Annotated in this window: 11 protein-coding genes, 1 tRNA gene and 2 pseudogenes; 9 read left to right on the forward strand and 5 right to left on the reverse strand. The window is 60.7% G+C overall.

Going from position 1 to position 14,899, the window contains the following annotated elements:
• The first annotated feature begins 136 nt into the window (after positions 1 to 136).
• From LHFGNBLO_RS14455 to LHFGNBLO_RS14485, 7 genes are all read left to right on the forward strand, one after another.
• On the forward strand, positions 137 to 1,681 hold the full coding sequence (locus LHFGNBLO_RS14455) for a sigma-54-dependent transcriptional regulator (RefSeq protein WP_258608409.1): 1,545 nt from the start codon (positions 137 to 139) through the stop codon (positions 1,679 to 1,681).
• Positions 1,682 to 2,062: 381 nt separating this feature from the next.
• Complete coding sequence (locus LHFGNBLO_RS14460; protein ID WP_258608410.1) at positions 2,063 to 3,910, forward strand: DUF882 domain-containing protein; 1,848 nt, start codon at positions 2,063 to 2,065, stop codon at positions 3,908 to 3,910.
• A gap of 155 nt (positions 3,911 to 4,065) precedes the next feature.
• Positions 4,066 to 4,139 (forward strand) — tRNA-Gln (locus LHFGNBLO_RS14465).
• Between the two features lie 405 nt (positions 4,140 to 4,544).
• Complete coding sequence (locus LHFGNBLO_RS14470; RefSeq protein WP_258608412.1) at positions 4,545 to 5,453, forward strand: DNA-processing protein DprA; 909 nt, start codon at positions 4,545 to 4,547, stop codon at positions 5,451 to 5,453.
• Positions 5,446 to 5,760 (forward strand): hypothetical protein, encoded by a 315-nt coding sequence (locus LHFGNBLO_RS14475; protein ID WP_258608413.1) that lies wholly within the window; start codon positions 5,446 to 5,448, stop codon positions 5,758 to 5,760. The genes LHFGNBLO_RS14470 and LHFGNBLO_RS14475 overlap by 8 nt, the downstream gene beginning before the upstream one ends.
• A 34-nt stretch (positions 5,761 to 5,794) precedes the next feature.
• The gene (locus tag LHFGNBLO_RS14480; protein WP_258608415.1) at positions 5,795 to 6,127 is read left to right on the forward strand and encodes a hypothetical protein; all 333 of its coding nucleotides are present in this window, start codon (positions 5,795 to 5,797) and stop codon (positions 6,125 to 6,127) included.
• A gap of 15 nt (positions 6,128 to 6,142) precedes the next feature.
• Positions 6,143 to 6,652, forward strand: a complete 510-nt coding sequence (locus LHFGNBLO_RS14485; RefSeq protein ID WP_258608416.1) for a hypothetical protein — start codon at positions 6,143 to 6,145, stop codon at positions 6,650 to 6,652.
• A 1,093-nt stretch (positions 6,653 to 7,745) separates the two neighbouring features.
• Here the strand turns inward: LHFGNBLO_RS14485 and LHFGNBLO_RS14490 are convergent.
• From LHFGNBLO_RS14490 to LHFGNBLO_RS14505, 4 genes are all read right to left on the reverse strand, one after another.
• A complete protein-coding gene (locus LHFGNBLO_RS14490) occupies positions 7,746 to 7,946 on the reverse strand; it encodes a hypothetical protein (RefSeq protein WP_258608417.1) in 201 nt (66 codons plus the stop codon).
• Positions 7,947 to 8,347: 401 nt separating this feature from the next.
• Positions 8,348 to 9,337, reverse strand: a complete 990-nt coding sequence (locus LHFGNBLO_RS14495; RefSeq protein ID WP_258608419.1) for an alpha/beta fold hydrolase — start codon at positions 9,335 to 9,337, stop codon at positions 8,348 to 8,350.
• A gap of 237 nt (positions 9,338 to 9,574) precedes the next feature.
• Positions 9,575 to 10,069: a sigma-70 family RNA polymerase sigma factor gene (locus LHFGNBLO_RS14500; protein ID WP_258609729.1), complete on the reverse strand. Its 495-nt coding sequence runs from the start codon at positions 10,067 to 10,069 to the stop codon at positions 9,575 to 9,577.
• 22 nt (positions 10,070 to 10,091) lie between these two features.
• Positions 10,092 to 10,376, reverse strand: a complete 285-nt coding sequence (locus LHFGNBLO_RS14505; protein ID WP_258608420.1) for an alpha/beta fold hydrolase — start codon at positions 10,374 to 10,376, stop codon at positions 10,092 to 10,094.
• Between the two features lie 469 nt (positions 10,377 to 10,845).
• On the opposite strand from LHFGNBLO_RS14505, the pseudogene LHFGNBLO_RS14510 reads away from it, so the two are divergent.
• A pseudogene (locus LHFGNBLO_RS14510) lies at positions 10,846 to 11,867 on the forward strand (IS110 family transposase).
• 253 nt (positions 11,868 to 12,120) lie between these two features.
• Positions 12,121 to 13,279, forward strand: a pseudogene (locus LHFGNBLO_RS14515) (IS110 family transposase).
• A 356-nt stretch (positions 13,280 to 13,635) separates the two neighbouring features.
• On the opposite strand, the gene LHFGNBLO_RS14520 reads toward LHFGNBLO_RS14515, so the two are convergent.
• Complete coding sequence (locus LHFGNBLO_RS14520; RefSeq protein ID WP_258608421.1) at positions 13,636 to 14,757, reverse strand: cache domain-containing protein; 1,122 nt, start codon at positions 14,755 to 14,757, stop codon at positions 13,636 to 13,638.
• Positions 14,758 to 14,899: the final 142 nt, after the last annotated feature.

The raw sequence follows: 14,899 nt of genomic DNA on the forward strand, positions 1-14,899 counted from the left end.
CCGGAATCAAGGGGAAAGGAGAAGCCGGTCAAATCCTAAGGAATTCGTTCACCGGGTTTTTTGAAACCTTGTTTAGAACCCTGTGCCAAGATGATCCATAGGGCGGATACAATCGGGCGGGTAATTTCAAACAGTCATGACAGGTTCCATACTCATAGTCGATGACGATCCCGTGCAGCGCAGGCTGCTCGAGGCGGCAGTGACGAAATTCGGCCACACCGCGATCGTCGCCGATGGCGGCGAGGCGGGTCTCGAGGCCCTCGACGGGCCTAACGGGCGCGATGTGTCGGCGGTCATCCTCGACCTTGTCATGCCAGGCCTCGACGGCATCGGCGTGCTGAAAGCCATGCGCGAGCGTGGCATCCATATCCCGGTCATCGTGCAGACCGCGCAGGGCGGCATCGAGACTGTCGTTTCGGCAATGCGCCACGGCGCCTTCGACTTCGTCGTCAAGCCGGCGTCTCCCGACCGGCTGCAGACGTCGATCGGCAACGCGCTCAAGGTCGAGGCGGTCGAGGACGAGGTGAAGCGCACGTCGCGGCGGCGCGGCGGCCATCTGACGTTCAAGGACATGATAACGCACAGCCCGGCGATGGACCGGGTGATCCGTCTTGGCCAGAAGGCGGCAGCCTCCAACATCCCCATCCTGATCGAGGGCGAGTCGGGCGTCGGCAAGGAACTGGTGGCGCGTGCCATCCAGGGCACCGGTGATCGTCGCTCAAAGCCATTCGTCACCGTCAATTGCGGCGCCATCCCCGACAATCTCGTCGAATCGATCCTGTTCGGCCATGAAAAGGGTTCGTTCACCGGCGCCACCGAAAAACACACCGGCAAGTTCGTCGAGGCGCATTCGGGTACGCTGTTCCTCGACGAGATCGGCGACCTGCCGCTCGACGTGCAGGTCAAGCTTTTGCGCGCCGTCCAGGACGGTGAGGTCGATCCGGTCGGCGGCCGTTCGACCGTCAGGGTCGACATCAGGCTGATCTCGGCAACGCACCGCAACCTTTTGCAGCAGGTCAAGGACGGTAAGTTCCGCGAGGATCTGTTCTACCGGCTGAACGTCTACCCGATCTTCGTGCCGCCGCTGCGCGACCGTCGCGACGACATTCCCTATCTGGTCAAGCACTTCATGGAGAAGGTTGCGCCCGCCGGTGGTCGCCACCCCTTGCTCGGCATTTCGGATGCGGCGCTCGCCATGCTGCAGGCCTATGACTGGCCGGGAAACATCAGGCAGCTGGAAAACGCCGTCTTCAGGGCCTCGGTGCTTGCCGAAGGCGACGTGCTGAGCGCGGAGGAGTTTCCGCAGATCCGGGCGCAGGTCGAGGGCACCATCAATCTTGATGCTTATGCCGCATTGCCGCACCCCGGCTTGGCCTCGGGCAATCAGCCGCACGACAACGGCGCTCTGTCCACCGCCGACACGGCCGTTGCTGCCGAGTTCGATCCTCCGGCCAGGCTGCAGCCGCGATTCGGCACGCTGCGGGCGTTGGACGAGCGCGGCAACGTGCGCGCGCTTGCCGATGTCGAACTCGAAATGATCAAACTGGCAATCGACCATTACAACGGCCAGATGAGCGAGGTTGCGCGGCGCCTTGGCATTGGCCGCTCCACCCTCTACAGGAAGCTCAAGGAATACGGCATCGACCCGGAAACCGGTCGCGTCGACCGGCTTGCTTCCTGACCGCGCAAGGCCAGGGCCAGCTTTCCCGACCATAGTGTGGCCTTGCTTCAGGCGTTGAAGCTGGAATGTGGCAGGCTGGGAGGCCGCACACAGCGCGTCGTTCACGCATTGAGGCTGACGGTAACAGATCGTGTTTCGGAAAAAGGCTGAAATCTGATCTAAACCAGCAGTTTACCAAGAAACCCTGTGCAATATTTTTGACGGGATATCGCCACGGTGTTACCGCATTTCGGCTTCAATAAGCGATGATTAACCATTAGGATCGATATTCGGATGTGAAAACGACGCATCCGTTTGGTCAAATCCGGGGACAAACGGCAGCCTGCAAGGCCTTTTGATTTGAACAGAATCGAACGACATACAAACGGGCGGCACTATCACATGGGCGTCTGGCCGAGATGGCTGGCAGCGGTGATTATTGCTGTCGGGTTCCTTTCAGCAGCTGCGACCGGCGCCAGCGCCGACACGCGTTCGCTCAAGCTCTATCACCTCCACACGCACGAAAAGGCCGAGATCGTCTACAAGCGCAATGGCCGCTACGTGCCGGAGGGTTTGAGAAAGATCAACGTCATCCTGCGCGACTGGCGCCGCAACGAGCCGACCAAGATGGATCCGCGTCTGCTGGATCTGGTCTGGGAGGCCTACCGGGCCAGCGGCGCCACGGACTACATCCAGGTCGTCTGCGGCTATCGCTCGCCGTCGACGAACTCGATGCTGCGCGGCCGCAGCAGGGGCGTCGCCGAGAAGAGCCAGCATATGCTTGGCAGGGCGATGGACTTCTATATTCCAGGCGTCCCGCTGAAGAAGCTGCGCGACATCGGTCTCAAGATGCAGGGCGGCGGCGTCGGTTACTATCCATCGTCCGGTTCGCCGTTCGTCCATATGGATGTCGGCAATGTGCGCCATTGGCCCGGCATCAGCCGCCAGGAACTGGCGCGCGTGTTCCCCAATGGCAAGACATTGCATGTGCCAAGCGACGGCAAGCCGCTGCCCGGCTATGGACAGGCGCTCGCCTCCTACAAGGCGCGCAAGGGCGCTGGGTCTCCGGCCATCCAACTGGCCAGCGCCGGCGGCAGCACCAAGAAATCCGGCGGGTTCCTCTCTGCTTTCTTTGGCGGGGGTGACGACGAGGTCGATGACAGCGCCGATGTCGCGTCGGCAGCACCCGCGCCCAAGCCGAGGGCCGCGAAGCCGGCGCCGACCGCCAAGACCAAGAGCAGCAATCTTCCGGGCATCGCCATCGTGGCGCCGCAGGATGCGCAGCGGGCCAACGTTCCGCAGCTTGCCGACGACGACAACGCTGCCGATTCGGAGCCGCAACAGGAGACGCCGGCGACGATCATCGCGGCGCTGCCGGCGCGCAGCATTCCGCTGCCTGATTTCGCACCGCGTCCGAAGACCGATGTCGGCGCCCAGCAACCTGAAAATGTTCCGTTCGGCATGGCGGATGCCACCGCCACCACCGAGCAGACGGTGGCGACGGCGCATGCGCCGGTCAACGTTCCGTTCGGCATGGCTGGTCCGGCCGCCGTTACCGATGCGGCCAGCGTTGCCGATCCGGCGCAGGTCGCGATCAACAACATTCCATTGCCGACATCGCGTCCCGACCGTTCGCTGCCGGCTGATCTGGCGCCGCAGGATAAGGACGTGCTCTTGGCGCTGGCCGATACGGCCTCGCACAGCCGGACCGCTACGGATGCCTTCTCGGTACTGCCGTCGCAGCGTCCGGACGAAGTGTCGCAGCGTCCGGACGAGGTCAAGGCCGTTCTCGAACAGGCTGAGGCCGGCGCGACCGACGGTTATCAGGTCGCCTCGCTGTCCGCGCCGCGCTCGGCGTTCAATGACCCGTCGGGTGTCGATGCCGCATCGCCGCGCGAGGCCATCGCCGCCCGCCCGGCCGGGTCCGATCCGGTTGCAGCGATCGGCGCAGGCGTGAAGACCACGCGCAAGGAATCCAGAGCCACAGCCCGCGACTTGAAGCCGGGGCCGAAGCCGATGGTGATCGCCGCCGCGCCGCAGGCCGCCCGTTGGGCGCTCCACAGCGGCGAATATGTTGCCACCGTGTCTGACTCCACGACGGCACCGCGCTTTGCCTATAATTTCGTCCGTATGGCGCCGAGTGAGGTCTACACTGCCGGCTTCCACGCGGACGACCAGATGGCCGATGCCAACCGGTTCACCGGCAACGCCGTCAAGTTCCTTTCGGTCGCGCGGTTCCAGACCAAGTAACGGCCTGGCGAGACAAATGCAAAAAAGCCGCGCGGGCAACCGCGCGGCCTTTTTTGTAACGCATCAAATCATTGCCCATGCTATCGAGCAGCTCTACTTTTGGCTTAGCACTGGCTTCCAGCGTGCCGGGATGCTAACCCACCAATCGCCATTGCTCCCGCTTCGTCTAATGGTAGGACAGCGCCCTTTGAAGGCGTGAATCGTGGTTCGAGCCCATGAGCGGGAACCAGCAATTTCAGTAACTTAGCTTCCGGATGAGGCACATCGTCAAATATCGATCTAATAAACGCCAGCGTATTTCGGCGAATGACTCGCCGCCGCTTCCACGGCCGCCGAGCGGTAGCAGTACACAGGCCCCCTGCTGAAAATTCAGCTGGCCTGGACGGCCGACAGATGGAGGTGAGGCGATAGCGGCGTGTCGAGCTCGTGAAGACCGGCCTTGGCGGCCTGCTCCAGCAACTGCACAAGCGTTATCTATGGCCTCTTGAAGTCGGAACATATAGTGAACATAGTTGCCGCGACAATCGCCCCTATGACCTCGCGGCGTGCCGCGACCATATGGGGATCATTCCTTTAACGCCCTTGAGCTAGGCTGAAAACTAGATCAGGGTGCATGACACGAGAGAGAACCGACATGTATCTAGCGCGCAAAGAGGACTTCGGGCCCGCAGCATCGCCGATCTCGCCTCGCCGCGAATTGGGCGCTTACGAGGCGATGTGGCTCGAGCAGGGCGCCACGTTCAAGACCATCGCTGACAAGTTTGCCAAGGATCCGACGGCAATGCCTTCGGATTTCGTTCGTCCGGCCCAAACGGAAGAGTGCGCCCGCAAAGTCCTTTCCGAGGCCAGCGCCAAAGGCGTTTCTCGCTTTGGCGTTCGCATCCACCATGCAGGCGACTACCCGGCGAAGTTGCGTGACGCGAAATACCCCATCGAACTTCTCTACTTTCAAGGCATCTGGGAGCTCACCGAGACACGATGCATCGCCATCGTTGGCGCTCGAGAGGCCTCCGAAGAAGGAAAGCAGCGCGCCAAGCAGTTGGCGTTTGCCCTGACGGCACGCAAGCGGGAGGATGGACGGGACAACTTCACAATTGTCTCTGGCCTCGCTGCTGGCATTGATCGGACGGCGCATGATGCGGCCATCGAAAATGGCGGCCGCACGATCGCTGTCATCGGGACACCCCTTGGCACCTATTACCCGAAGGAAAATCGCGACCTCCAGGACCGGATTGCGAGAGAGTTCCTTCTGATCTCGCAGATCCCCTTCTTGCGATATGGCGCTCAAAACGTGCCACAAAACAGGCTTTTCTTCCCGGAGCGCAACATCACCATGAGCGCCCTGACTGAGGCGACGATCATTGTTGAGGCGAGCGACACGTCCGGCACTTTGACGCAAGCCCGTGCGGCTCTGCACCAGAAGCGTAAGCTTTTTATCCTGGATTCGTGCTTCCAAAAAGGCCTCAAATGGCCGAGCAACTATGAGGCGCAAGGTGCCATTCGAGTGCGCTCGATGGACGATCTCTGGGGCAACCTTGACTAAGGTTTTCTATCGCGAAATCGATGACAGTAACCGCGGCGATCACACCAGGCTGACCGCCAACGATATGTGCATGTTCCTGTACGAATTTACCGCCTTTGAACACACCAATGGTCTCGGCTTCAAGTTCAGCGATACCAACCAGCTTATCCACAACCTTAAGAAAAAGCCCTCCGAGCGACTGACTAAGGGCGGATGGAAATACAAAGCCGAAGCCATTGGAAAATGCGCCAGCGCGATGCGAATGGCTAAACAGCGGAACTTTGGTGCCAATCCCGTCGTCGAAGGCGCCTGGTCATGCGGACTATGACGATCGTCTAACCCAGATCGCCAGGCTGTTAAGGGTGCCGCCGCCAGATGTCCGTGAGCTTGTGCATCATAGTAATTCGCATGCGGCCGCGCACGAGTCGAACAACAGGCCAACCGTCGAAGACCTGCTCGCTATTTATGAAATCGACGAAGCCCTGGCCAACAGCAAGCCAGTCAGCTCAATCGCGATTTTCGACGACGTACTCACCGCTGGCACGCATTATCGGGCCATGCAAATCAAGCTCGCTGCGCGCTTCCCTGGTGTGCCGATCTTCGGGATGTTTATCGCTCGCAGGGCAATCCCGCCGCCTAGTGATGGCTGGGTCAAGCAGATGCAGGAGCTTTTCGGTAAAGTCGACGGCGAATAGGTAAGGAAACTGCCCGTGGAGACCACGCAGACCCCGCCCGAGACCGAAAAAGCGTACGACCTGCGAATCCGCGCCGCTGAGCGTGCACACGATGCAAGGCGAGCGACGCTCGAGAATACGAACTCCCAGGTCCTGTCGTTCTCGAACGGAGCGATGCGAGCGCCGGCGCTTGTTGCCGCTGGCGGTGTGGCCGCGGCTCTCGGCTTCTACAGTGCGAACTACACTCGTCTGGCAATCCATCCGGAGAACTTGGTCGCCTTCAACTCGATTCTGTATTGGCTTTTCTCAAGCCTGCTGCTCACGGTGATCGCCCCAGGGTTGGCCTATTTCAGCCAAATCTTCTTTGCTGAATCGATCGCCGCCGAAGAGTTTGCATGGGATGCGCCCTTCATCCGCGACACGCTTAAATCGAAGCGTTGGGCCCTTGCTGGAGGGATTGTGAGATGGACCGCAATCGCTACTGTGCTCGGCTCGATCATATGCCTTGCGATCGGCGGAATATCCTTTCTGTCGCTGGCTAGGTGAACGGTGACAGTCGGGTCTAAGTCCCCACAGGCCCTCCACCGAATACCCTATCAATGACGCTTCGATCGCGTGCGCCGTGCACATAAGTGGACATCAGCAACTGCTTCGACTTCCACCGACCTTTGTGAGCCGTTGTTGCAACGTCCACGCCGTGCTTCACGATCATCTCGGTCGCGAAGCTGTGGCGGCCTGGTTGGTGTGTGCCTAGGTAGGGGATGCCGGCCCGCTCGCATACCGCGCGAAGCTCCTTGTAAACTCCCCAGCGGTGGCGGAAGCCGAAGACCCGAGAGTTCGGATACCCGGAAGCCGGTCTGCGGACGCTATTCGAAACGGGACAGACGCTTCAGGATCCGCGGGGCGCGCTGATGCTGCGCGTTTCGCTTCTCGATGCGCTTCAGACGTCGGCGGCTCCGAATATCTTCGCCAACGTCGCCAAAGATGGAGAAGACCGACACTGTCAAGTCGGCGCAAAAAGCTCGCGTGGCGACCCCTTGCCCCGTCATTCGCACAGCTTTGTGTCTGGACCCAGTGGCCGCCAAGAGCGCCACACAGGGCCGAAGGTGACGGCCATCTATATGAACGGCTGCTTCGCGCCTCATGTCGGTCATCAAAGTTGGCTGCGCCACTGCCTAAAAGCGGACGTTTGTGACGACCGCACTGGAGGTCGCGGTAGCACATCTCCAGACCTTCGCGAACACCACAACCAATGTCGTTTATCGGCCGTTCCAGCCCTTCGCTTTAATCCGTGCGAGGATACGCAGTCGGCCGTAGCACGACCCACTCAGCTCCCACTCCGGTAAGCTCCGCCCGCGCGGAGCACCCACTCCGCTCGCGGATGCGGTACTCGCAGCCGCGGTAAGGTACCGTCAGGCTTGCGGAACATCTGTTCAAGTGTGCTAACCGCAACGGCTACGCGGCCTCCGCGGGCACTGTTCCCTGCATGTCCGTCCAGGGAACAATCCCGCCGGAGATCGGCGCACCAAACCCGCATTCCTGCCGCTCGTTCTTAGGCGCGCTATTTGTTGGCGCCACCAAACGCCCTAAGCTTTTCGCAGAATGGAGCGTATGGCTTGCTCATCGCCGCATCGTTACATTACTGCATCATGCTGTCCTGGTCGCTCTTGGACATGCCCTTCCACACTTTCATCATTTCAGGATCGGGCTTCATGGTTTTCATGGTTGTGTCCGTAAAGAAGGGCGCCATCATCGCCGGCTCATCAAGGGCGCCGGCAAGTGCTGCGCCTGCGAGTACAGTTGCCGCCACGGCGCTCAAGCAAACAGTTTTGATTTTCATGGAAATTACCTCCGTTTCAGTTCCCAACCGTCGGATGGCGGCCGGGGTATAAATAATTGTCGAAGAGTCCGCTTCGGCGACGCCGGTATGCCTTGCGAGGGCTGATGTCCCGGCGGGTTCACGCCGACCGAAGGATGTATGTCCATGACGGGGATCGACTTGCCCGGCTCTTCCGGACTGGGGAAGCGAACAGATCGGTGAAGTCGAGACGGGCGTAGCCATGAGGGAAGACGAAGTTGGGTCCGGAATAATGATTCGACGTGGTGGTCGTCTTCTCGGCTTGGGTTCTCGAAATACTCACGGACCTACCGTGCAGTTTTTTGGTGGTACCGTTTCAAGCCGGTGGGATGCGCAGGAAGATCGTTTCCTGCTCTTCAATCGGTCTCTTGCAGGGTGTCGGCTTAGCTCTTTATAAAGGCAAGCAGATCCGGATTTATAGTGTCGGCGTTGGTCGACAGCATGCCGTGCGGATAGCCCGGATAAATTTTGATAGTGCCGTTTTTCAGGAGCTTGACCGATAGTTTGCCAGCATCGTCGATCGGCACGATCTGGTCGTCGTCGCCGTGCATCACGAGCGTAGGGACCTTGATCCTTTTAAGGTCTTCGGTCTGGTCCGTTTCCGAAAATGCCTTGATCCCTTCATAATGGGCCTTCGCACTGCCCATCATGCCCTGCCGCCACCAGTTCTGGATCAGCCCCTGCGACGTCTTCGCATTCGGACGGTTGAAGCCGTAGAATGGCCCGGTCGGCAGGTCGATGAAGAACTGGCTGCGGTTGTCCGCAAGGGCCTTGCGTAGGCCATCGAAGACTTCGATCGGCAGACCACCTGGATTGGCGTCTGTCTTCAGCATCAGCGGTGGGACAGCACTCACCAAGACGGCCTTGGCCACGCGGCCCTGTGGCTCGCCGAATTTTGCGACATAACGGGCCACTTCGCCTCCGCCTGTCGAATGTCCGATGTGGACGGCGTTCTTGAGGTTGAGATGCTCGAACACTGCAGCCGCGTCGGCTGCGTAGTGATCCATGTCGTGACCCTCGCTGACCTGCGAGGAACGGCCGTGACCGCGGCGGTCGTGGGCGATGACGCGATAGCCGTTTGCCAAGAAGAACAGCATCTGGGTGTCCCAGTCGTCTGAAGACAGTGGCCAGCCATGATGAAACACGATTGGCTGTGCGTGTTTCGGACCCCAATCTTTGTAGAATATGTCGACGCCGTCTTTTGTCTTTACGTACTCTTCGGTCATGGGAACTGCTCCATTGGGCGTGTTTGGGTGCTTTTTGGTTGCGGCGAGGGACGGCGCGGCCATGACGAGAGATGCGGTCGCCCCAGCCACGAGGGCCTGCCGCCGGGAGAGGGGGAGGGAAAATTCGCTTGTCACTGATGGCTCCATCTCGACAGTGCGCTGGGCTGTCCGGCACGGCTTCTGATTAAGGGCGTCCTTCCCATCTTTATTGTAGGTTCTTGCGGCTTCTTGGACTTTTGGGGCTTTCCGGCATGCGGGACTTCGGAAGGCTGCATGGCAGAGTTTGAGGCAACAACGTCATAATCAAGATGGAGCCAACTTGGTCGTGCTCTGACATCCGCTCATTCCTTCGACCCCGTGCTCATCGACCCTTCGACCCCGTGCTCATCGACGCGAGGCGTCGTCCAGAATCGATCTCAGTTCCTCTCTTCCCCCTGCAACCCGCGACGCAAGCGTGCCGAGCGCGATGCCAAGCACATTCGCTGCGTCGCCATAAGAAAGGCCCTCAACAGCGACCAGCGTCAGCGCGGCGCGTCGCTCTGGGGCAATCTGCTGCAGGGCCGACAGCACCTCGGCCGAGGCGATCTTATCGGACTGCCGCGCCGGAGCGGCGACCGCGTCAATCTTCTCGGGCATCAGCGCTTCGGCATGGACATGGCGCTTGGTGCGACGCAGCTCTTCGACGAAGAGTTGGTGCATAATCGTGAACAACCGGCGTCGCGGCGATTCGCCCGATCTCCAACTCTCGATACGAGACAGCGCCTTTTCCAAGCAATCCCGCACGAGGTCGTCCGCCGCGTCGCGGTCGCGCAGCAGCGATCGCGCGTAGCGGCGCAGCCGAGGGATCTCCTCGATGATTGCCTGCCTCAGCGACGCCACAGGGTCTTGCGCTCCCGAATATTCATGGCGGTGGTGCTTCGCAGGCACGCCATCCCTCATTCGCCGCGATGAAGCCCGCAAGGGTGCGCTTGTCATATCCGCCCGCAGGCTTGACGGTTTCGCCATAGCCACGAAGGTCCGGGGCGATGATGCGATACAATTCGCCGGGCACCGGGATCTGATTGCGCCAGGCGTAGTTGATTTCAGTAAAGCCGTGCAGGAGCACGACCGGCGCGCCGGCACCGGCGTCGATGAAGTTCTGGCGAATCCCATTTGCACTGAGCGTGTCACTGCCGATTGCAATCATATTCGATCCAAGTCCTCGGTTGGGAGGTTGGTCCGGCCATTACGCACGATTTTAGCGCGCGGGCGCGGATATCGGATTGGCCGAAATTGCCCCCTTTTGTCCGATCTTGACAGAATCTCGAGCGGCTTGGACGGAAAGCCAGCGAATGGTCTGCGTGGACCAGTCGGGCGGTGAGCATGGCGATGTCTGAGTCGCGAGGAATATCCAAGCAATGATCCAATCCGCACATGCGGCGGGCGTCTCGCTTAGAGGATCAGCAGAGGGCTGAGGCCGAGCTAGTTGTCGCTGCCGTTTTCTGAGGGCCAGTCTTCAGGGCAAGGAGCGCGGATGCAAGCGGATTTTCGCTCGTCCTAAACGGCAGCTTATGGACAGAACTCAGCCTTAGCGGACAGTCCGCTTTTGATGCGGTGGACGGCTCTCCACCCCCTCGCGGCTATAGTCGCGGGGCTAGAGCTGGAGGAGAGCTGCCGTGGGCATTGCTACGACGATTGGTCTGGATATCGCGAAGTCGGTCTTTCAAGTGCACGGTGTGGATGCGGCTGGCGAGGTTGTCATCCGGAGGAAGCTGACCCGTGGGCGGGTCCTGGGGTTGTTCGAGAATCTGCCCCGATGCCTAGTCGGGATCGAGGCATGCAGCTCCTCGCACTATTGGGCTAGAGAACTGATTGCACGAAGCCATGATGTGTGGCTGCTTCCTGCGCAGTATGTGAAGCCCTACTTGAAGCGGCAGAAGAACGATGCGGCCGATGCTGAGGCCATCTGCGAGGCCGTGACCCGGCCGACCATGCGCTTCGTGCCGGTGAAGACGCCCGAGCAGCAGAGTGTGATGATGTTGCACCGGGTTCGTTTGATGCTCAACGCCAGCGTACCCAGCTTTCGAACGCGTTGCGGGCGCATCTCTCGGAGTTCGGTATCGTGGCGCCGATCGGGCGGGGCGGGATCGAGCAGCTGCTTGCCGTCATCAACGACGAGAACGACCCGAGGGTGCCAGCTGACGCACGGCTCTGCCTGCAGATGCTCGAGGCGCAGCTCATGGTCGTGAAGGCGCAGATACTCGAGAATGATCGAAGGATCCGGGCGAGTGCGAGAGAGACCGAGCTTGGTCGCAGGTTGATGGAGATACCAGGCGTGGGCCCGTTGCTGGCGAGTGCGTTCGTGGCGACCATCGCCGATGCGCACGCTTTCAAGTCGGGGCGCTGCCTCTCGGCCTGGATCGGGCTCGTGCCGAAGCAAAACTCAAGCGGAGGCAAGGAGAAGCTCGGCAGCATCTCCAAAGCCGGCAATCGTTACTTGCGCCAGATGCTCGTGGTCGGCGCGATGGCGGTTATCCGTTATGCCGAGCGGAACGGGACTAGGCGGCCATGGCTCGTGCAGCTGATGACCCGGCGAACGGCCAAGGTTGCAGCGGTTGCGCTCGCCAACAAGACCGCCCGGATGGTCTGGGCGTTGATGACGAGCGGCGAGCGCTGCAGGGAGCCAGTCATCGCATAGAACGAGACAAGGCGAGCGAACGCCGACGAGGTTGGAAAGGGCGGACAGGAGCTAATGCACAAAGCCGGTTGATACCGCCGGATCAGGAGAACCCAACTGGGCCGTGCACCTTCGAGTGCGAGCTTTCGATCGGGACCTGAGCCGCGCGAATGGCATTATGGCCAGCGGCATATGAAGAGCCGCACCTACAGATCCCATGATTTGCGGCGCAGGCAGATTAGACTGCGCCATTTCAAACTCTGGAGGCCTGATCATGTCGCAATCATTCAACGGCGCAGAAGTTGTCCAATACGATCGTACGCTCGTGCTGGCTATCGAACTAAGCAACAAAAACTGGGTTTTGGCCGCCCAGGTGCCCGGCCTGCCGCAGACCAAGGCGAAGCGTGCCATTGAGCCAGATAAGCTTGCTCTTCAGTCCGCAATCGATGGCTATCGTGCTCGTGCTGCTGCTGCCGGCCACCCGGTAGATCGGGTGGTTGCGACCTACGAAGCTGGATGGTCCGGGTTCTGGCTTGCCAGATGGCTGATTGCCAAAGGCGTGGAGGTCCATGTCATCCAGCCTTCCAGCGTGCCCGTCGATCGTCGCATGCGTCGCGCAAAGTCGGACGGGATCGACGCCGAGTTACTGCTGCGTACGCTGCTGGCGTGGCTTCGCGGCGAACCGCGCGTCTGCTCCATGGTACCGATCCCTGACGAAGCCGATGAGGATGCACGGCGCTCTGTCCGCGAACGAACAGAGCTCGTGTCCGAACGTGTCAGCCTTGCCAACCGGATCGGTGCTGTCCTCGCGACGCTCGGCGTCGAGGATTACAACCCGCTCCTGAAAAACCGCCGGCGGCGTCTGGCCGACCTTCGTACCGGTCTGGGTGACCCAATGCCACCCTCACGCCCTCGCCAAGATCGAACGGTTACTGAGCCGGCTGGAGCTCGTTCTCGATCAGATCGCCACGCTGGAACACGACCGCGATGCGGTAGCGGAGGTGCCCGCTTCGGATGATGCCAGTCGGATGATCCAGCAGCTGTGCAGTCTCCGCGGTATAGGGGTGCAGAGTGCCACAATATTGGTCCGCGAGGCCTTCGTCCGTCGCTTCGCTAATGCCAAAGCGCTCGGATCTTATGCAGGTCTTACTGCGACGCCTTACAACAGTGGTGGGGTGGAACGCGAGCAAGGGATCGGAAAGGCCGGGAACCGGCGGCTTCGAACGGTGATGGTGGAGCTGGCCTGGCTCTGGCAACGCTACCAGCCTGGTGCTGCCCAGGTCGCCTGGTTCCGGGAACGCACCGGCTCTACTGGCCGCCGCGTCCGCAAGGTCATAGTGGTCGCCCTCGCTCGCAAGTTGCTGATCGCTCTGTGGCGCTTTGCCGTCGATGGTGTCGTACCCGAGGGAGCGACCATGAAGCCCGCCGTATAATAATTATCGAGATCGGGCAGCTCTGCGACGGCAAAGCAGCCCGGTGACCGAGGGAACGTCGCCGTTGTCCGGCGTGGTGCTTCAGTGCCGTCTTCACAGAGTGGTGCCGTTCCTTTGGAGCTCTCCCGTCCCGAATGCGGGACAGTGGTTGGGATATCATCCCGCCGGATGTGAGGTTAGCAGGCAGGCCCTGCAGGAAGAGAGCTCACCTCGGATTACACCCATGGAAAAACATTGACTGGAGAATCATCATGTGAGGTCGGATACATGGCCGCACCAACCAGCAACTGCAGAGCGCTCAAATAGAACCCTTGCCAACGGAGAGCCGTCCATACACGGCCCAAACCTGCCGGGCGTCAATGGGCCCCCGAGTCGACGTTCCCGTCAGATCCGCTGGGCGGCAGGATTCGGCCCATGGCGCGCTCTGCGTCAACCAGCGCCTGCGCAATGGTAGCGAACTCTTCCACGGAGGTGGACATTGGTTCAACCGGGCGGCCGTGGCCCAGCGCATCAGCGCGAGCCGCCAGATCTCTAGCGGCCCCGGTGAAGTGTTTGCCTACGACGTAGGCAAGAGCTGCCGACACGAAAAGGGCGAGGAGGCCGATCCCGCAAATCGCCGCGAGCGAACGCCACAGCGGCGCCTGCACCTGAGAAAGCGGCACGTTGGCGGTATAGAACCAATCGGAATAAGAGGATCGGTAGTAGCCCGCCAGCAGCGTGGTGCCCTCGAAGTTGCGGGACGTGAAGCTGCCGGAGCGGCCAACGATTTTTTCGAGATATTCGGGCAATCCGGGCTTGCCGGTCATCTCTTCATGCGACCTGGAACGTGCCACGTAACTTCCATCGTGATCGCCAACACCAACCGTCCACCCCTCAGGCACAGCAGGCATCATCACATCGCGTATGCGCGCGGTTGGGACAGAAATTGAAAGGACCAGGTCTTCGCCCGTCGGCGCCGGCACCCGTATGGCAACGGCGATGCGCTGATCTTTGGAACCCTTGCCGGCGAAGACATCGCTGACAAAAGTGCCAGACGCCCTGAGTTTCTCCAGATCCCTCGCCGGCATCGGTTCGACCGGCGGCAGAACTGCACCGTGCCCGATCTCTGTATTCAACAGTTGATTGCGACCTGAATCGCGAAGGACAATGATCCGGTCCGTCCCTTCGACCAGGCTGAGCGCTTCCCTGCGAAAGGCCTCCAGATCGCCATTGGCCAGACCAGGCGATTTCGACAGGCCGTTGAGAGTCGTTTGGAGATTGGCCAGTTCGCCCTCGACGACGAGCGAAACCTGCCGGGCCGTTTGGCGAGCGTCCTGTTCGAAGCGGGACCGCTCATGCACAGCATACTGGACCAGCAGATAGGCCGCGAAGAGCCAGACCGGTATACCGCGGCCGCGATCAGACCAAGCAGGTGCGATCGAGTTGATCGACGAGGCAAATGCTGTTTCCCCTGCCGCCTCAGAAAACTCGCCAACCATAATCGCAAGCCGGGGAACAGCAAGGGTTAGTTGACGCGAACCGTTGCAACGGCGCCGGTGACTTTTTGGACGATGCAGCTCGCCAGCCAGGAGGACGGTGTGACCCAGGTCGCCAACGTGGCGTCGGCATCGCCTCTCTCGA

The sequence above is a fragment of the Mesorhizobium sp. AR10 genome (assembly GCF_024746795.1).
Classification (GTDB): Bacteria; Pseudomonadota; Alphaproteobacteria; order Rhizobiales; family Rhizobiaceae; genus Mesorhizobium.

What these genes read in the sequence shown, in the direction of transcription:
- LHFGNBLO_RS14490 (WP_258608417.1), bottom strand. Translation starts at nt 7,946, where the DNA reads ATGAAAATCAAAACTGTTTGCTTGAGCGCCGTGGCGGCAACTGTACTC.
- LHFGNBLO_RS14455 (WP_258608409.1), top strand. Translation starts at nt 137, where the DNA reads ATGACAGGTTCCATACTCATAGTCGATGACGATCCCGTGCAGCGCAGG.
- LHFGNBLO_RS14520 (WP_258608421.1), bottom strand. Translation starts at nt 14,757, where the DNA reads ATGGTTGGCGAGTTTTCTGAGGCGGCAGGGGAAACAGCATTTGCCTCG.
- LHFGNBLO_RS14495 (WP_258608419.1), bottom strand. Translation starts at nt 9,337, where the DNA reads ATGGAGCCATCAGTGACAAGCGAATTTTCCCTCCCCCTCTCCCGGCGG.
- LHFGNBLO_RS14470 (WP_258608412.1), top strand. Translation starts at nt 4,545, where the DNA reads ATGTATCTAGCGCGCAAAGAGGACTTCGGGCCCGCAGCATCGCCGATC.
- LHFGNBLO_RS14505 (WP_258608420.1), bottom strand. Translation starts at nt 10,376, where the DNA reads ATGATTGCAATCGGCAGTGACACGCTCAGTGCAAATGGGATTCGCCAG.
- LHFGNBLO_RS14460 (WP_258608410.1), top strand. Translation starts at nt 2,063, where the DNA reads ATGGGCGTCTGGCCGAGATGGCTGGCAGCGGTGATTATTGCTGTCGGG.